We start from the raw sequence: 15,972 nt of genomic DNA on the forward strand, positions 1-15,972 counted from the left end.
CCCCACCCTTTCGGGTAGGTACGATGACGTCGTGAACAGGTTTCCCTTCTCCACCGGTCCCGCACGGATCGCAGCCGACATCGGATCGCTGGCCACGGCACCGCTGCGGGAAGTCGCCCCCCGGCTGCACACGGCGCTGGAAGAGGTGTGGCCCCACAGTGCGCTGGTGATCTTCACGGAGGACTGCACCGGGCGGCCCCAGAAGAAAGCCGGCGACGCGGAGATCACCGGACGCGTCACGATTGCCGAGCTGGACGCACTGCGCCGCTCGGCGAACGGAGAACAGTGGTCGGGACACGCGGCCTTCGGGGGACAGCCCCGTGCCGTGGTGACGCTCAAGGCCGACACCGGGGCGATTCTCGTGCTGTGCGAGCCTCGGGAAGTCGTGGATGAGGACGCCGCGGCCTACGCCCGGACCCTCTGGGAGGTCGTTGCGGCGAGCATCGTCCGGCAGGTGACGGAGGCGGCCCCCGACTACCTGCGCGAGTCGCGGGCCGTGTCGAGCGAGCGACTCCAGGTGACGGCCGAGCTGACCGACCGCCATGTGGCGGACCTCGAATCCCTCCTGGCCACCCTGCGCAGCAGGGACCTCGATCACAGCAGGGCCAGAGCGCTGGCGACCGACCTCGCGGCAGACGCACTGATCCGCGCCAGAACCGGAGGCGACCTCGTGGCCTCCATCGCCGAGGAGCCCGTGTCCCACGCCTTCCAACGTCTCAAGAAGGAACTGCGCCCCCTGAGCCGCTCCGAGGCGCTGGACATCCAGTTCGTCGAACCACCCGCTGACGGCCGGGCACTTCCGGGCGAGGTCGCACACGCCGCCCGGGCCATCGTGCGGAGCACGGTCCTCCTGATGCATGACCAGGAAGCGGTGACGCGCGTACGCGTCCAGTGGAACTGCGACGGAACCCATCTCCTCATCTCCATGCGGGACGACGGTCCCGGCCGCCTCGACCGCGACCTTCCCGCACTGCGACAGCTGGTGGCCCGCGCCACCGCGCTGGGAGGCCGCCTCGACCTCGAAGCCATCGCGGACTGGGGCTCGCGAGTGGACGTATACATGCCACTCGATCCACCGGACACCTCCGACCAGGCCGTCCACGCCTGGGACCTGGCCCCCCGCGAGACCGAGGTGCTGCGTCTGATCACCGCGGGCCGCCGCAACCGGCAGATCGCGGCGCACCTCGGCATCAGCGAGAACACCGTCAAGTTCCACACCAGCCAGCTCTACCGCAAGCTGGGCGTCACCTCTCGGGCCGCCGCCGCCACCCTCGCCACCGAAGCCGGCCTCCGGTGAACCCGGCACGGCCTCACTTCAGGTGCCGGGCGAAGAGCCGGGCCACGACCGCCATCCCGAACCGCGGTGTGCCGGTGGGCCGGTGTGCCCACCCGGATTGGCGTGCGTCCGGGCGAGGGCCTGTACTCACGTCATCGCGACGACGACCTTGCCGGCCTTCGCGCGGCCTTCCTCGACGTACTCCAGGGCCTCCCGGGTTTCCTCGAAGGGGAAGACACGGTCGACCACGGGGCGGATCCTGCCGGTTTCGATGAGCGGCGTGAGCTTGCGCAGTTGGTCGCCGTCGGCCTCCATGAACAGGAACGAGTACGTCACGTCACGGCGCTTGGCGCGCCGCCGGGTCCTGAAGCTCAGTGCGCCCATCACCAGTCGGAGGATCGGGTTCAGGCCCAGCTCACGGGCGAAGGCCGCGTCGGGAGGGCCTGCCACGCTGATGACCTTTCCGCCCGGCCTGAGCACCCGCAGGGACTTCTCGAGTGTCTCGCCGCCGATGGTGTCCAGGACGACGTCGTAGCCGTCAAGAACCGTCTCGAAGGCCTGCTTCCTGTAGTCGACGACGATGTCCGCGCCGAGTTCCCGCACCAGGCCGACCTTGGCCGTGCTCGCCGTGGTGGCGACATGTGCGCCCAGGTGCCTGGCCAGCTGGATCGCGATGGTGCCGACGCCGCCGGAGCCCGCGTGGATGAGGACCTTCTGACCTGGTTGAACCTGTGCCCGTTCGACCAGGGCCTGCCACGAGGTCAGCGCGACCAGGGGAAGGGAAGCGGCTTCCTCCATGGTGAGCGTGGCCGGTTTGACCGCCACGTCGTCCTGATGGACGGCGATGAGTTCGGCGAACGTACCGATACGTTCCTTGTCGGGCCGTGCGTAGACCTCGTCACCCACCTTGAGCTGCGTGACGGCGGATCCCACCTGGATCACGACCCCGGCGAAGTCGTTGCCCAGGACGAGCGGGAGGCGATAGGGCAGGAACGCCTTGAAGGCCCCGTCGCGGAGCTTGAGGTCGAGCGGGTTGACGCCCGCCGCCCGGATACGGACCAGGACGTCGTCCTCGCCCATCTGCGGGTCGGGCATCTCGGCGATGTGGCCCCCGTCCTTGGCGCCGTACCGTTCGATCATGAACGTCTTCATCGTCGTCTCCGTTTCACGTCCGCGAGGGAACGGGATCTCTGCTCATCTTGGGGTTTGTGCCCATTCAGGGCATTCTGCGAGGTTCTCTTCGGCCGGCCCATTCGCCGATGCGGCGGGTGTCAGGCCGCCGGTGCGCCCGGGTTGACGATGCGACTGGAGTCGCCTCCCCGGATGACGTTCAGGGAGGCGCTGATCGCCTCATGGGGAACTCCGAGCGGCACCTCGCTGACCTTCGACAGGCGGGCGAACTGCTCGGGGGCCAGCTGGACGTCGAGCGCGCCCAGGTAGCTGTCGAGCTGGGTGAGGTTGCGCGGCCCGATGATCGGGACGAGAGAGGTCGCGGACATGGCGGCGCGCTCCCGCACCCACGCCACTGACACCTGGGCGGGCGTCACGCCGATCTCCTCGGCGACGGTCAGGACGGCGTCGACCACGGCGGTCTTCTGGTCGGTGCTCTCCGTGTGGATGACCGCGCCCAGGTCGCTGAGGCGCCCCGCGGTGCTGCGGCGGTACTTTCCGGTGAGCAGTCCGCCGCCGAGCGGGGACCAGAGGGCTGCGCCGAGCCCGAGGCTCTCGGCCATCGGGAGCAGTTCGCGGTCGGCGGTCCGTTCGACGAGGCTGTACTCGTGCTGGATGCCCACCACGGGCGCCCAGTTCTTGAGGTCCGCGAGGGTCGCGGCTCGGGAGACGCTCCAGGCGGGGAAGTTCGACAGGGCGGCGTGGTGAATCTTTCCAGAGCTCACCAGGTCGTCGAATCCGCGCAGGATCTCTTCCATGGGGGTGAGCCCGTCGGGGAAGTGGACCCAGAGCAGGTCTATGCAGTCGGTGCCGAGGCGCTTCAGGCTGGCCTCCACCGAGGCGATCATGTTCTTGCGGCTGTTGCCCGTCCCGGAGACGGTCGGCTGCGGCGTGGCCCCGAGGGTGAACTTGGTGGCCAGGACGAAGTGGTCCCGGTCGGCGGAGACGAACTTCCCCGTGAGCGCTTCCGACTCGCCGAACTGGTAGGTGTCCGCGGTGTCGAGGAAGGTGCCGCCCGCCGCGGCGAATCGGTCGAAGATGCGGCGTGCCTCGTCAGGCTCGGCGCCGGCGCCCCAGCCGGTGCCGAAGTTCGCCGTGCCGAGTGCGTACTCGGACACGCGCAGTCCGGTCCGGTGTCCGAAGGTCGTGTAACGCATCAGATGTCCTTACTCGGAGATTCGTGGCGGAGGGGCGGCCGGCGTGGCCTACGCCGGGTTCGGCGAAGTGGCCAGGCTCTGCTTGACGTATCGGGTGGTCTCGTCGGCGAGGATCTCGGCAAGGCCCGTCTCGATGCCGTGCAGGGCCTGCGTGGCGACGTCGGCGGGGCGGGCCTTCTGGTCGGCGGGCACGTCGGCGGCCATGTCGGTGTCCATGTATCCGACGTGCAGCGCCGAGACGGTGATGCCGCGGGGCGCCAGTTCCTCCCGGGCCGCGTCGGTCAGTGCCCATGCCGCGGCCTTGGCCGCGGCGTAGGACCCGAGGCCGGCCGGGTGCAGCCAGGACAGGACGGACAGGACGTTGAGAACGGCGCCCCCACCGTTACTCTCGATGACGGGGGTGAAAGCTCGCGTCACCACGAGAGGCCCGAAGAAGTTCGTCTCCATCTCCAGGCGCACCGCGTCCAGGCCGCCCGCGATCAGGGGTGTGGCCGTGGAGATGCCCGCGTTGTTGACCAGCAGGGTCGCATCGGATGCGCTGCGGGTCGCGGTCCGGATCGATGCCTCGTCCGTCAGGTCCAGCCGCAGCGGGATGACGCCCGCCAGGTCCACCGTCTCGGGGCGGCGGGCAGCGCCGTACACCTTCGCTCCACGCTCGACGAGCTGGGCGGCCAGATGCCGTCCCAGCCCCCGGTTGGCGCCGGTGACCACCGCGACCGCGTCCTTCAGTTCCATTCCCGCTCCCAGCGTCGTGGGGCCACTCGGTAGCCGCACATTAGATTATGACAACAATCTAAAGCGTACCCTAGGATAGATTCCAGTTGACATCCAAACGGGAGGTGGCCCGTGGGCCGCGTATCGCAAGCGCAAGCGGAGGAGAACCGGCGCAGGGTCGTGGAAACCGCGTCCAGGCTGTTCCGGGAGCAGGGGACCCACGTCAGCGTCGCCGACCTCATGAAGGCATCCGGCCTCACCCACGGTGGCTTCTACAAGCAGTTCGCCTCCAAGGAGGCGCTCATCGACGAAGCCACCACCCACGCGTTCGATGAACTCACCCAGCTGCACGAAGGTGGCCTCGAGCGGCACGCCGGGCGGCGTGACGCCGCCCGGCGGGAACTGATGGACACCTATCTCTCCGTCGAGCATCGCGACGGGGCGGCAGACGGGTGCCCCGTCGCCGCGCTCGTCACCGACATGGCACGCGAACCCGGGGACCGTGAGGCCCGCCGCGTCTATGCCGAGGGTGTTGGCGACTTCGCCGAGTGGCTCGCGAGCGATGGCCAGGACGGCATCGCCCGGCTGTGCACGATGGTCGGCGCGCTCGTACTGGCCCGGGCCACCGAGGGCTACCCGATCTCCGAGGAGATCCTCACCGGCGCACGCGCGGCACTGTCGGCGGTCGACTGACCGAAGGCGCGGCGGCTGCCCTCGGGGCTGTCGGACGCCGACCTGACCCCGGACGTCCCGGACGATCTCGTCGGCGCTCGCGGCGATGTTCACGCAGGCCGACATGCCGAGGAACATCACGGCGGACACGCTGTGTGCCGACGTCGCGGCGTTGTCCTCGCCAACGCGCTCGTCCAGGCGCGCGGTGCGGCGGCGACGGACGGCCTCCTCGGTTCGCGTGGCGATGGTGAGACCTTCGCGGTGGCGTGGCTCCTCGGGGTCGTCGGCTGGCGTCGACGTTGCGGCGGGCCGGTACGGGCTGTTCATGGACGGCGACGATCCGCCTGACGAGAGGTCAGGAGTGGGCGTCAGCCCTCGAACACCTGGGGAAGGCTGACCGGACCTACGACTCGTCATAAGGTAGGGAAACAGCACGTGACCTGCAAAAAGGCAGGCAGGGAGCCTAGATTCGGGAGTGCCTCGATGCTGCGCACCATGTTCAGGTCGAAGACCTGGCGTTTGGGTGTTTCTGCCGGTCAAAGGGCGTGATGACCCCGCGCGGGTCAGTAGACGGTCAGCATCGGGCGCGGGTGCGTCCCGGCTTGCTGACCTGGTGACCGCCCAGGCGGGGGCCTGGGCGCAGGTGCCCGGCTCTCCACGGAAGGTTCGTCACGCGGCTCGACGGCTTGCGCGCGGTATGGAGCCCTTCTTCAAGGAATGCGACCGCGCCAGGCCGACCCGGTGCCCGCACCCGTACACGATCCGTTTCCGCAACGGGCTGGGGAAGCGGTTCGAGGAGGGCGGTTTCGGCACGCAGGGCGACGCGATCGAACGCCTCACGCGGATCTACGCGGATCTACGCGGATCTACGCGGAGAAGAAGCGCACGGCGCCGTCCGTCGCGGGAGCCGAGGGCCGGGAGCTGGGAGCCGGGACAGAAGACGGCCGCGGAATACGCGAAGCGGCGGCGGCCCCCGACAGCACCGGATGACCGAATGCTCAACGAGCAAGCCGGTCAACGGCTCCAAGACGTCCATATCGTTCCGCGCCTGGGTTCACGGAAGCTGATGTATCCGTCACGCCGATCGTGGCGGAGCGTTTCCCGGACGAGTGGGAGGCCGACGGCGTCGGACGGGCAATCAAGTCGACATACCGTGCACCCTCACGGCGATTCTGCGGGACGCCTACGACAAAGGGGCGATAGGCGCCTACGACAAAGGGGCGATAGCGGACGACCCGTTCAAGGGAGTGCGGGAGCCGGAGTGCGTTCGCCGGAGGGTGGCCATTCCGGACCTGGCCCGTGTTGGGACTGTGCCTGGGGTTCGTGACCGTCAACGCGAGCCCCGCGTCGGCCGATGTGTCCCTCCACGTCGACTTCCTGCGGAACTGGGCCACCGGACGCTGCCTGGACAGCAACTCCTCCGGCGCCCTCTACGTGTTGCCCTGCCAGGAGGCAACCATTATCAGCAGTGGGTCGTGACGACCGTCGGGCACACCGACTACGACGTCGTCCAGCCCCACGACCTGCAGCAGACGGGAAGGTGCCTGGCGAGACCCGTCGGCGACGTACAGGGCGAGGTCTTCGCGAGTGAGAGCTGTTCTTTCACGGAGAAGATGTTGCTCTGGTGGGCGGTCGGAACGAGTTGGGACGTCGTCCGGCTCGGGGGAGCCGATCCGGCAACCTCCAGCTGCTTCCGGTGCCTCGGCAGCGACGCGGCCGGGTCGGTGTATCTCATCGAGTGCAACGGCGGCCGGTACCAGGACTGGAAGCTGGGCTTCTAGCCGTTCCCGGTCAGGGCGGGAGGCCGCTGTGCGTGGTCTCCCGCCCTGACCCGAGAGGACTCCGGTGTGCCCGCGGCCGATCGCGCAGGCGCGCAGCAGCCGCTCCCTCCCACCTGGCCTGCTGTGTCACGACACCGGCAGAGGGCGTCGTCGGCCAGGTGCGTCAAGGGCACGTTCCGCCGGCTCAGTGCCGCTGCCAGTCCCGGAACACCGTCAGCAACTGCTGCTGGGCGTCGGGTGAGATGCTGTCCGGGGTCAGTTCGCCCGTCGTGCGGATCGTCTGACGGAACTGATCGAGGTAGGTCTCGCACTTGGCACACTCGGCCAGGTGCTCGACGAAGCGCCGCTCGTCCTCTTCGGACAGGGCGCTCTCAAGGAAGTCGGTCACCAACTCCACGAACTCATCGCAGTTCAAAATCATCCCCTCCCGCCCGCGACCTCATGGGCACAGGACAGATACTCCTCCAGCTTGCCACGCACCAAGGCTCTGGCCCGGTGCAGGAGGACTCGTTGGTTTCCCGGCGAGATCTCCAGCAGGGCGCACACTTCCTCCGAACCGTAACCCTCGACATCGCGCAGGGTGAGCACGGTGCGCATACGCGGCGGAAGCCCGTCGATCGCCTCCGTGATCACCTCGCGGACTTCGCCGCGCAGCACCTGGTCCTCGGGAAGATGCCAGGGCCGCGGTTCCTGTCCGACGGCCCAGTGCCCGGCGTACGGCTCGCCGGCGGCCCGGAACCGTGAGGCGTCCACCGTCGGTCCTTCGTCCTCCGGTAGCAGACTGGCGAAGGGAACGGTCCTGCTCTCCTTCGTACCCCGCGCCTTGGCCGTGTTGACAAGGATCCGGTACACCCAGGTCTTCAGAGACGAACGGCCTTCGAAGTCGCCGATTCCCTTGATGACCGCCAGCCATGTGTCCTGGACGGCCTCTTCGGCGGAGTCCCTGCTCGACACGAACGACCTGGCCAGCCGGATCATGCTCCCTGACCAGGTATCCAGCACCAGGGCGAAGGTCGCCTCGTCACCGTCATGCAGTCGCTGGACGAGTATCTCGTCCGGGGGCAACGCGCCTGCGCCCGCCATCCGTTGCTCCTTGTTGTCTGTCAACCGGGAGAGTCAGCCTAGTACTGCCACAGTGCTCGTCGTGACGGTGGGACGGAGGAGAAGCGCCTGGCAGAGGTACGGGGAAGGACGGCTGGACGCCGGTGGAGCGGGCCGGCCGTGTGCGTCTTGGCCGGATGCAGCGGCTGCTGGGCGGGAGCCGGTGAGTACGGCGGTGACGACGTCGGTGCGGGAGCGCAGGCCGGTTCGTGCGAACAGCCTGGACAGGCGGTTGGCGACCGCGTCCTCGCTGAGCCGCAGCACGGCGGCGATCTGACGGCTGGTGAGGCCTTCGGCGATCAGGGTGGCCAGCAGGTGCTCGTTCTCGGCGGTGGCCCGCTTGCGGCCGGGGCCGGTGAGCCCGGCTTCGCGCAGGGCGGTCCTGGTGTGGAAGCGCCACAGGGCGGCGCCGGTCCCGCCGAACCCTTCGTACGCCTCGTGCAGCAGCGTGGCCGGGCATGCGCCCGCCTCGACGGCCGCCACGAGGGTGGTCGCCGTCTCGAACGGCAGCCCTCGGGAGCGGGCCGGCTCCACCACCTCGCGCAGGTTCCCGCGGACGGTGTCGGGACAAGGACCGCACCCACAAAGCTTCGGGCCGCTTGTAACGTTTGGCACGCCAGACGCACTGACGGGTATGAGCCATGAAGACCTGCGTGCGCTGTTCCTCGACTGCACGCTGAAGAAGAGCCCGGAGCGCAGCCACACCCAGGGCCTGATCGACCTCAGCTCGCGGATCATGGAGAAGCAGGGTGTTCAGGTCGAACACCTGCGGCCGATCGACCATGAGATCGCCACCGGCGTATGGCCGGACATGACCGAGCACGGCTGGGAGCGCGACGCATGGCCGTCGATCCACGAACGGGTGGTGGCTGCCGACATCCTCGTCATCGGCGGCCCCATCTGGCTGGGTGACAACAGTTCGGTCGCCAAGCTGGTCATCGAGCGCCTCTACGCCTGCTCGGGCCTGCTCAACGCCGCCGGTCAGTACGCCTACGACGGCCGGGTGGGCGGCTGTCTGATCACCGGCAACGAGGACGGAGCCAAGCACTGTGCCATGAACATCCTGTACAGCCTGCAGCTTCTGGGCTACACCATCCCGCCGCAGGCGGACGCGGGCTGGATCGGGGAGGCCGGGCCGGGCCCGCCCCATCTCGATCCGGGCTCCGGCGGCCCCAGCAACGACTTCACCAACAGGAACGCCACGTTCATGACGTGGAACCTGCTGCACATGGCCCGGATGCTCAAGGACGCCGGTGGCGTTCCGGCGCACGGGAACCAGCGGGCCCAGTGGGACGCCGGGTACCGGTTCGACTCCGAGAACCCCGAGTACCGCTGAGCCCGGATGGCGTTGGAACACCGACGGCTTACCGGCTCATCCCCAGCACATCACCGTCGCAGCACCTGCGAAGCGACCCCGCGCACGAGTCAACTCATCTTCAGAGAGGCAGAACATGACCATCCCGTCCGCCGAGACGATCACCCCCTGCACTTACCCGGGCTGCACCAACCCGGCCGAACCGCTCCCGGCGGGCGCTCCGGCCGGGGCCACCCGCTTCTGCCCCGACCCTGAGCACAACTCGCTCGGAGCCTTCCGTAAGTTCCGTGCCAAGCGACAGCAGCGCAAGGAGGACCGGCGCGCGGCGGCCAAGACAAAGGAGGCGGCGGCCCTGGCGTCGATCCCCGTGCCGCACTCTCCCGCGGCTCCGCCGTTCGGTCAGGTCTTCGGTGCCGAAATGGTGCCCGCGCCGGCCCCGCAGCCCGACGACACCGTGGCCGAAGAGGCGTCAACGGAAGCCCAGAACAGCGGAATGGAGCCCACGAGCCGTGAGGCGGCGGTGTCGGCGGCTATGACTGACATGGCAGTGATGCCGACGGCCGACGCCGACGACGCCACCCGGACGCGCGACGCCATCGTCGCACTCATACACCAACTCTCCTCCGATCTGCCGGTCTACATCGAGGAGTTGGCGCTCATCACCGACTCCGCGGCCGCCGAGGCCCGGATCGAGACGGTCACCCGTGCCGCCGCACAGCGCATCATCGCTTCCGAGGGCCGCGCCGAACTCGCTGAGGAAGCAGCCGACATGGCGGTCGCCGCGCTCGACGCCGCGATGGAGAAGTTCGAGGCGGAGGCTGCGGGGGTCCGTGAGGAGGCGGACCGCAAGGTGGCGGACGCCGAGTTCGTACGGGCCGAGCTGGAGCGCTACCGCGAGCGGGTCGGCATGCTCGAGGTCCGGCTCGACGCCGTCCGCGACGAGTCCGACCAGCTGCGCCGCGAGCGGGCCGGGCTCCCCACCACCGAATAGGCCTGACCCGCTCCCCTTGAGCAGTCGAGCCCGCAGAGCTGGGCCCCCAGGCGCGCGTGCCCGACACACGTGGCGGGAGGCGGCGGAAGTCGCCGACCGCTGACTTGCATCCCTCGAACCACAGAAACGGAAACCCTCATGTGCCAGCCCAAGCCGAAGCGTCGTCGTCCTGTCCTGTGGGGCGCTGCGGCGGTGATCGTAGTCGTGGCGGCCGTCGGGCTCTACCTCTTCGAGCCCTGGCGGCTGTTCACCTCGAACCGAGTGGACGAAGCAGCTCCCGTGGCCACCGCTCAGCAGGAAGGCGGCGCCCAGGCCGAGCCGGCCAAGCCGGTGGCAGTCGGCAGCTTCATCTCCCATGAGCACGAGACCAGCGGTGAGGTGGCGGTTCAGCCGCTGGCTGACGGCAAGTCGAACCTGCGCTTGACCGACCTGCGTACCTCCGACGGTCCTGCCCTGCACGTCTGGCTCAGCGACCAGCCGGTCAAGGCGGACGGTGGCGGCAACCTCGATGACGGCACCCACATCGACCTCGGAGACCTGAGGGGCAACGAGGGCAACCAGAACTACGAGATCCCGGCCGGCACCGATCTGAGTAAGTTCTCCACGGTGACGATCTGGTGCGAGCGCTTCAGCGTGTCGTTCGGCGCGGCCGAACTGGAGCGGGACGCCTGACGCCGGACACACGTCGTACGGACAAGCAGGGGAGCGGGAGCGAACGGGCACCCGCTCCCCTGACGTCTCGTTGGCCTGAGCCCCGGCCGCGCGGCGGGGCGGCCGAGGCGAGGGGACGGTCCACGCGTGGCGATCCCCGACGGGGGGAACCGCACACCGTTGCGCTGCTCGCAGGTCTCGAGGTCGAAGGCCGCCGGCCTGCCTCCACGACGGCCCCGTCGCAGCCGGTGGCCTCGCTGGTTCGCTCCCTCATCGGGACGGTGTTTTCCGGGCTGTCGGCGGTGGTCGTCGAGGACGTGACGGGCGACGGTGACGAGGTGGTGGTCACGGCCCGCACCCGGGATGCGGCGGTGCCGTGTCCGGCGTGCCGGACGCCAGCGGCGAGGATGCACGGGTACCACCGCCGGACGGTGCGGGACCGGCCGACGGCCGCCCGGTCGTCGGCCACCTGCGCGTACGAAGGCTGGTCTGTCTGGTTCTGGGCTGCTCGCGGCAGACCTTCCGTGCACAGATTCCCGGACTGCTGATGCGTCATCAGCGCCGCACTGCGCGTCTCGCCGCGCAGATATCGCAGGTAGCACGGGAGCCGTGCGGCAGGGCGGCCGCACGCCTGGCCGGTCTCCTGGCCGTGCCCGTCTCCCGCAGCACCGCGCTGCACCATCTGCGGCGCCTCCCGCTGCCCAGGCAGGCCATCCCGCGGGTGATCGGCGTGGACGATTTCGCCCTGCGCCGCCGCCACCGTTACGCCACGATCATCACGGATGCCGAGACCGGACGACGCGTCGCGGTCCTGCCCGACCGCGACACGGCCACCCTGGAGTCCTGGCTGCGCGAGCATCCCGGTGTCGAGGTCGTGTGCCGGGACGGCTCGGCCACCTACGCCGAGGCCGCCCGCCGCGCCCTGCCCGACGGGGTGCAGGTCAGCGACAGACGGCACCTCTGGCCAACCTCTGCGACAAAGCCCCGCCCGAGGTCCGCGCGCATGCCGGCTGCTGAGCCACCATCAACCCGCCTCGCCCCCGGCGGAGTACGCGAGCAGACCACCCGCGAACGCTGGCACGCATGGCGGTCCTCCTTGGTCTTGGCGGAAGGGGTGGTGACGGCCTTGGCCGAGAGGGCGATGTCCCTCGGGAAGGCCAGGTCGAGGGTCCAGTCGGCGAGCACACGCAGCCGCTTCTCCGCTCCCGGCAGCTTGCTCAGATAGACCGAGCGCCACAGGACCCAGGCGAGGAAGCCCGAGACACGCCGGCTGCCGATCTCACCGGCCGCCGTGCGGTGCCCCAGCGAGACGAGGACGCCGAGCGTGCCGAAGCGGAACGGGACGGGACGGCGTCCGGCGAGTACCGCGGCGATGTTCCGGGCGACGGCCTTGCCTTCGCGGATCGCGTGCTGTGCGGTCGGCGGGTAGTACCCGCCTTCCGGGTCGGGGATTTGCGCACAGTCGCCGAGCGCCCACAGGCCTGGCACGCCGGGGACCTGCATCGTGGGTTCCACCGTGAGCGGCGGCTGCATGACCTGTTGCACCAGCGGGTTCGGCCGGTTGCCGGCCGTCCAGGCCAGCGTGCGGGTGGGGATGGTCTCACCGGAGGTCAGTGTGATGTCCCCGGCAGTGGCCTTGGCCACGCGCGTGCCGAGCCGGAATTCCATGCCGCGGGTGGCGAGTTTGCGATGCGCGTACAGGCCGAGGGCCGGGGACAGCTCGGGCAGCAGCCGCTCACCGGAGTGCACCAGCACGAACCTGGGCTTCAGGCCATGCAGCCGGGGATACAAGTGCAGTACGTCATGAACGAGGTCGAACAGTTCGGCAACCAGCTCCGTTCCGGCGAATCCACCGCCCGCCACCACGAGCGTCAACAGGCGGGCCTGCTCGGCCGGATCCGGTTCGAGGTCGGCCGACTCCAGCGCGGCGAGCACATGGTTGCGGAGCCCGGTGGCGTCCTCGATCGACTTCATCGGGAAAGCGTGCTCGGCCACTCCCGGCAGGCCGAAGAAGTGCGGTACGCCGCCCACCGCCAGGACCAGTTGGTCGTACGGCACACGGAGCATTCCCTCGCGGCCGGCCGAGACGTACAGGTTGCGGGTCCGGGGCTCGATCGCGGTCACCCGTCCGTGCAGGAAGTTGGCATGGTCGAGCCCGGCACGCACGGGGGCGGTCACATGTCTGGCCTCCACCGTGCTGGAGGCGACGCCGACGAGAAGCGGGGTGAACAGCAAGACGTTCGAGTCGCTGACCAGCGTCACATGGGCGTCGAGCCCGCGACCGACCAGCCGGTCCAGCTCCCGCGTGGCCCCCAAACCGCCGAAACCACCGCCGACGATCACGACATGGGGTTTGGCCTGCTCGGGCGCGGGCCGGGGCGGGAACCACAGGGAAAGGGCGTGGAAGGCGAGCCCAGCGGTGGCGCCGAAAAGACAGGCGCCCACGAGCTCGGGGAAGCGCGCCACGGCCACGGCGATCGTCCATGACGGCCGTTCCCCCTCGATCGTGGGAATGAGCGTGAGGTTCCATACCACCCAGTCGAGCAGGCCGATGAGCAGCCCGACGGAGCAGGCCGAGCCGCTGCTCTGCCGGTGGCTGCCCAGGCACAGACCCAGCACGGCCCCCAGCACCACGGTGTGTGCGGCCCACGGGACCCACGACGGATCCGTCACGACCGCGACGAGCGCGCCTGAGGGTAGTCCGGCGATGATGCCGAACAGAAGTCGTCTGAGGAGAGTCATCGATGTCTCCGGTAGCCACACGGCCTCCGCCCAGGGGAGGCGAGGACGGTGTGGAGTCTGGGGGCTCCAATGCCCGTTGTCACACGTTCAGTGCGGACACACCCGCCGAGCGTTACAAGGCCAGGAGGATCCGGAGACAACGCGCAGCACAGCGCGACAAGGGGAGACCGGGAGCAAGGGCCCGAGGAGTGCGGGCGAACAGCACGCGGGGACGAGGAACGTGAGATGAGGAACGTGAGACGCGGGACGACGGGCGAAGCGCCGCCCGCCTCGACCCGGTGACGCGACGCGAGGACAGCTGAGCTCGGGGCCGACGGGCTCTACCGGGTCCGAGAGGTCACTGCCGCTGCCAGTCCCGGAAAGCGGTGAGCAACTGTGCCCTGGCGTCGGACGAGATGCTGCTTGGAGTCAGCTCACCCGTGGTGGCGATGGTCTGCCGGATCTGATCGAGGTTGCGCTCGCATCCGCCGCATTCCGCCAGGTGCTCGATGAAGTGCCACTCGGCGTTGTCGGACAGGGCGCCCTCGAGGAAGTCGGTCGCCAGCTCCACGAAGTCGACGCAGGCCATATTCGCCCCCTCCGGTCGTGAGGTCCCGGACCCCGGACACATAGACCTCCAGCTTACGCCGCAGCATGGCCGTGGCTCTGTGGAGCAGGACACACTGGTTGCCGGGCGGGATCTCCAGCAGGGAGCACACTCACATCTTCTGGCCGAGGGGGGTGTTGACCATGCTCGGTTCTGCTGTGGGGTACGGCCTGTTGACGGTCGCCGTGGCCGGCCCGGTGATGCGCGGTCGGTCCGGCCGGCGGTGTGGTGGCAAGGCACCTCTGACGGGTTCCGGCGCGCGCCGATCCCGGACGGGGCGGATTGGTTGCGGGCCACGTCGACGGCGGAGGCTGCCGTCGATGTCAGCGATCTATGGGATCGTGAAATCCCTTATGCCCCTTTCGGATTCCTAGGGTGAGTGGGGTGATCGAGACACCCCCTTCCCCCGCCCGGATCGACGTGGTGCTGCCACGTCCCACAGGCCTGCGTGCTTCGTCGGCGCACGCACGCCTGGCCGACCTGGAACCGGCCCGCCTGATCCGGTCAACGCGAGGATAGGCGGCGACATGATCGGACACCCCGTCCACCTCGCCACCGGCATCGACCTGCCCAAGGCCGCCGCGGACCTTGCTTGTGGCCGTGCCCCGGATCTCACCCCGACCCGCCACGAAGCCGCAGGCATCCGCATGCTGTACCCGGCGGCCTCGGGCACCCTCACGGAACGGCGGATCAACCGGCCTTTCGCCGCCCGCAACCCCTGGCCGCATCAGGTCCAGTGGATCTGCCAGATCGGTGATTCGGCGCGCTCGCCACGACGTCCGGATCGTGACCTGCGCTGTCGATGACTGCGACGGCGGTGGTGTGATCGGCTGCGACGCAGTGCCGGACGGCGTCGGCGATCGGACCTTGAGTGCCCTGATGGGATGCGGTGGCGACCACCGCGCGCATGGCCGCGGATGAGGATCGATTTTTCTTCACGGGGCTCCGGTGGTGTCGGGAGCGCGGGCGTACTGGTGCTGTTGGGAGTGGATGTGCGGGAGGTCCTCTCGTCGTTGCCGAGCAGCTCCGGAGACCGGGTGAAGGCCGATTTGCCGGGCGGACGTCAACGCCGGCGTGTGATGAGCAGATCCGGCTTCTGGGCTACGACGTCGCGCAGGAAGGTGCGCTTGGGGTAGTAGGTGCGCTCTGTGGCCCAGCCGCGTGCTGCGAGGTGGCTGGGCCACCGGCCGATGCGTTCCGTTTCGCTGAGAAGTTCGTCGTGGATGTGTCGAGGACGCTGCGGGAGCGGAGGTATTCCAGCTCGCACTGGGAGAGCACGTCGGGGGCCGCCAGAAGGGAGCAGCCGTCGAAGAAGATGCCGTAGATGTGGCCGGTGCGCATCGACTCACATGGGATGTCGTAGCGAACGCGCTCGAAGGCGGGCAGCGCCGTTACCTGCAGACCGAGTTCGTCGCGCAGGTAGGCCTCGAATCGGTCGGGGCGGATATCGATGCCGGGGGTGAGTTCTTCACGCCGGGCGAAGGCGGGTGGCCGACGGGTGACAGGGGTGTCTTTCACCGTTCACAAGATCCTGGCGGGCGTTGTCGATGTGGAGGAGCGTTTCGCCACGATCCTCACCTCGCCCGAGGGCAAGACCCGGTGGCCGCCGGACTGGGCGAACCGCCGCACCGGCCAGCAGGTCGTCAAGCCCGTCACCCCGCAGGAGAAAGTCAGCGCGATCCACACCCTGGCCAGGGACGAGGAGGTCGCCGCCACCGTCACCAGCGACCTCTTGCGACGTCGACGGCGACGTGGCAGGCGGTGACCAGGTCGAGAAACTTGCTGCGGAGGGAGCACTGTGCCGCCTTGTGCGGGA

General features: G+C 69.2%; 14 protein-coding genes and 4 pseudogenes. 9 read left to right on the forward strand and 9 right to left on the reverse strand.

The window, feature by feature from the left end; all coding sequences use genetic code 11:
• Window positions 1–31 precede the first annotated feature (31 nt).
• Window positions 32–1,297: a LuxR C-terminal-related transcriptional regulator gene (locus tag OG524_RS33445; RefSeq protein ID WP_405812257.1), complete on the forward strand. Its 1,266-nt coding sequence runs from the start codon at window positions 32–34 to the stop codon at window positions 1,295–1,297.
• A gap of 126 nt (window positions 1,298–1,423) precedes the next feature.
• On the opposite strand, the gene OG524_RS33450 is transcribed toward OG524_RS33445, so the two are convergent.
• The 3 genes from OG524_RS33450 to OG524_RS33460 all read right to left on the reverse strand — a co-directional run bounded on the left by OG524_RS33450 (window position 1,424) and on the right by OG524_RS33460 (window position 4,338).
• Window positions 1,424–2,428 carry an NADP-dependent oxidoreductase gene (locus OG524_RS33450; RefSeq protein WP_405386625.1) on the reverse strand — a complete coding sequence of 335 codons (1,005 nt, stop codon included), beginning with the start codon at window positions 2,426–2,428 and terminating at the stop codon, window positions 1,424–1,426.
• Window positions 2,429–2,547: 119 nt separating this feature from the next.
• Complete coding sequence (locus OG524_RS33455; RefSeq protein ID WP_405386624.1) at window positions 2,548–3,603, reverse strand: aldo/keto reductase; 1,056 nt, start codon at window positions 3,601–3,603, stop codon at window positions 2,548–2,550.
• Window positions 3,604–3,651: 48 nt separating this feature from the next.
• Window positions 3,652–4,338, reverse strand: coding sequence for an SDR family oxidoreductase (locus OG524_RS33460; protein ID WP_405812258.1), 687 nt, complete (start codon window positions 4,336–4,338; stop codon window positions 3,652–3,654).
• A 111-nt stretch (window positions 4,339–4,449) separates the two neighbouring features.
• On the opposite strand from OG524_RS33460, the gene OG524_RS33465 reads away from it, so the two are divergent.
• Window positions 4,450–5,010 carry a TetR/AcrR family transcriptional regulator gene (locus tag OG524_RS33465; protein ID WP_405812259.1) on the forward strand — a complete coding sequence of 187 codons (561 nt, stop codon included), beginning with the start codon at window positions 4,450–4,452 and terminating at the stop codon, window positions 5,008–5,010.
• Between the two features lie 1,454 nt (window positions 5,011–6,464).
• On the forward strand, window positions 6,465–6,770 hold the full coding sequence (locus OG524_RS33470) for a hypothetical protein (protein WP_405812260.1): 306 nt from the start codon (window positions 6,465–6,467) through the stop codon (window positions 6,768–6,770).
• 184 nt (window positions 6,771–6,954) lie between these two features.
• Here the strand turns inward: OG524_RS33470 and OG524_RS33475 are convergent, their stop codons facing one another.
• From OG524_RS33475 to OG524_RS33485, 3 genes are read right to left on the reverse strand one after another with little or no spacing between them, the layout of a single operon-like run.
• On the reverse strand, window positions 6,955–7,185 hold the full coding sequence (locus tag OG524_RS33475) for an anti-sigma factor family protein (protein ID WP_405386618.1): 231 nt from the start codon (window positions 7,183–7,185) through the stop codon (window positions 6,955–6,957).
• Between the two features lie 2 nt (window positions 7,186–7,187).
• Window positions 7,188–7,853: an RNA polymerase sigma factor gene (locus tag OG524_RS33480; protein WP_405386617.1), complete on the reverse strand. Its 666-nt coding sequence runs from the start codon at window positions 7,851–7,853 to the stop codon at window positions 7,188–7,190.
• Window positions 7,854–7,886: 33 nt separating this feature from the next.
• Window positions 7,887–8,408 carry a LuxR C-terminal-related transcriptional regulator gene (locus OG524_RS33485; protein ID WP_405386615.1) on the reverse strand — a complete coding sequence of 174 codons (522 nt, stop codon included), beginning with the start codon at window positions 8,406–8,408 and terminating at the stop codon, window positions 7,887–7,889.
• Window positions 8,409–8,505: 97 nt separating this feature from the next.
• Between OG524_RS33485 and OG524_RS33490 the strand changes: the two genes are divergently transcribed.
• The 4 genes and pseudogenes from OG524_RS33490 to OG524_RS33505 form a co-directional block, all read left to right on the forward strand.
• A complete protein-coding gene (locus tag OG524_RS33490) occupies window positions 8,506–9,207 on the forward strand; it encodes a flavodoxin family protein (RefSeq protein ID WP_405386613.1) in 702 nt (233 codons plus the stop codon).
• 115 nt (window positions 9,208–9,322) lie between these two features.
• Window positions 9,323–10,177, forward strand: coding sequence for a hypothetical protein (locus OG524_RS33495; RefSeq protein WP_405812261.1), 855 nt, complete (start codon window positions 9,323–9,325; stop codon window positions 10,175–10,177).
• 138 nt (window positions 10,178–10,315) lie between these two features.
• Window positions 10,316–10,849: a DM13 domain-containing protein gene (locus tag OG524_RS33500; RefSeq protein ID WP_405386610.1), complete on the forward strand. Its 534-nt coding sequence runs from the start codon at window positions 10,316–10,318 to the stop codon at window positions 10,847–10,849.
• Window positions 10,850–11,109: 260 nt separating this feature from the next.
• Window positions 11,110–11,909, forward strand: a pseudogene (locus tag OG524_RS33505) (ISL3 family transposase); the annotation flags it as partial.
• Between the two features lie 74 nt (window positions 11,910–11,983).
• On the opposite strand, the pseudogene OG524_RS33510 reads toward OG524_RS33505, so the two are convergent.
• Window positions 11,984–13,570 (reverse strand): annotated as a pseudogene (locus OG524_RS33510) (NAD(P)/FAD-dependent oxidoreductase); the annotation flags it as partial.
• A gap of 337 nt (window positions 13,571–13,907) precedes the next feature.
• Window positions 13,908–14,138 carry a zf-HC2 domain-containing protein gene (locus tag OG524_RS33515; protein WP_405812262.1) on the reverse strand — a complete coding sequence of 77 codons (231 nt, stop codon included), beginning with the start codon at window positions 14,136–14,138 and terminating at the stop codon, window positions 13,908–13,910.
• Between the two features lie 521 nt (window positions 14,139–14,659).
• On the opposite strand from OG524_RS33515, the pseudogene OG524_RS33520 reads away from it, so the two are divergent.
• Window positions 14,660–14,843: pseudogene (locus OG524_RS33520) on the forward strand (carboxylase); the annotation flags it as partial.
• A 414-nt stretch (window positions 14,844–15,257) separates the two neighbouring features.
• On the opposite strand, the gene OG524_RS33525 reads toward OG524_RS33520, so the two are convergent.
• Entirely contained in the window at window positions 15,258–15,674 is a 417-nt protein-coding gene (locus tag OG524_RS33525) for a hypothetical protein (protein ID WP_405393406.1), read from the reverse strand.
• Between OG524_RS33525 and OG524_RS33530 the strand changes: the two are divergent.
• Window positions 15,649–15,897 (forward strand): annotated as a pseudogene (locus OG524_RS33530) (DUF6192 family protein); the annotation flags it as partial. The gene OG524_RS33525 and the pseudogene OG524_RS33530 overlap by 26 nt on opposite strands.
• Window positions 15,898–15,972 lie beyond the last annotated feature (75 nt).

Origin of the sequence: Streptomyces sp. NBC_01520 (genome assembly GCF_045040375.1) — a bacterium.
Lineage (GTDB): Bacteria > Actinomycetota > Actinomycetes > Streptomycetales > Streptomycetaceae > Streptomyces.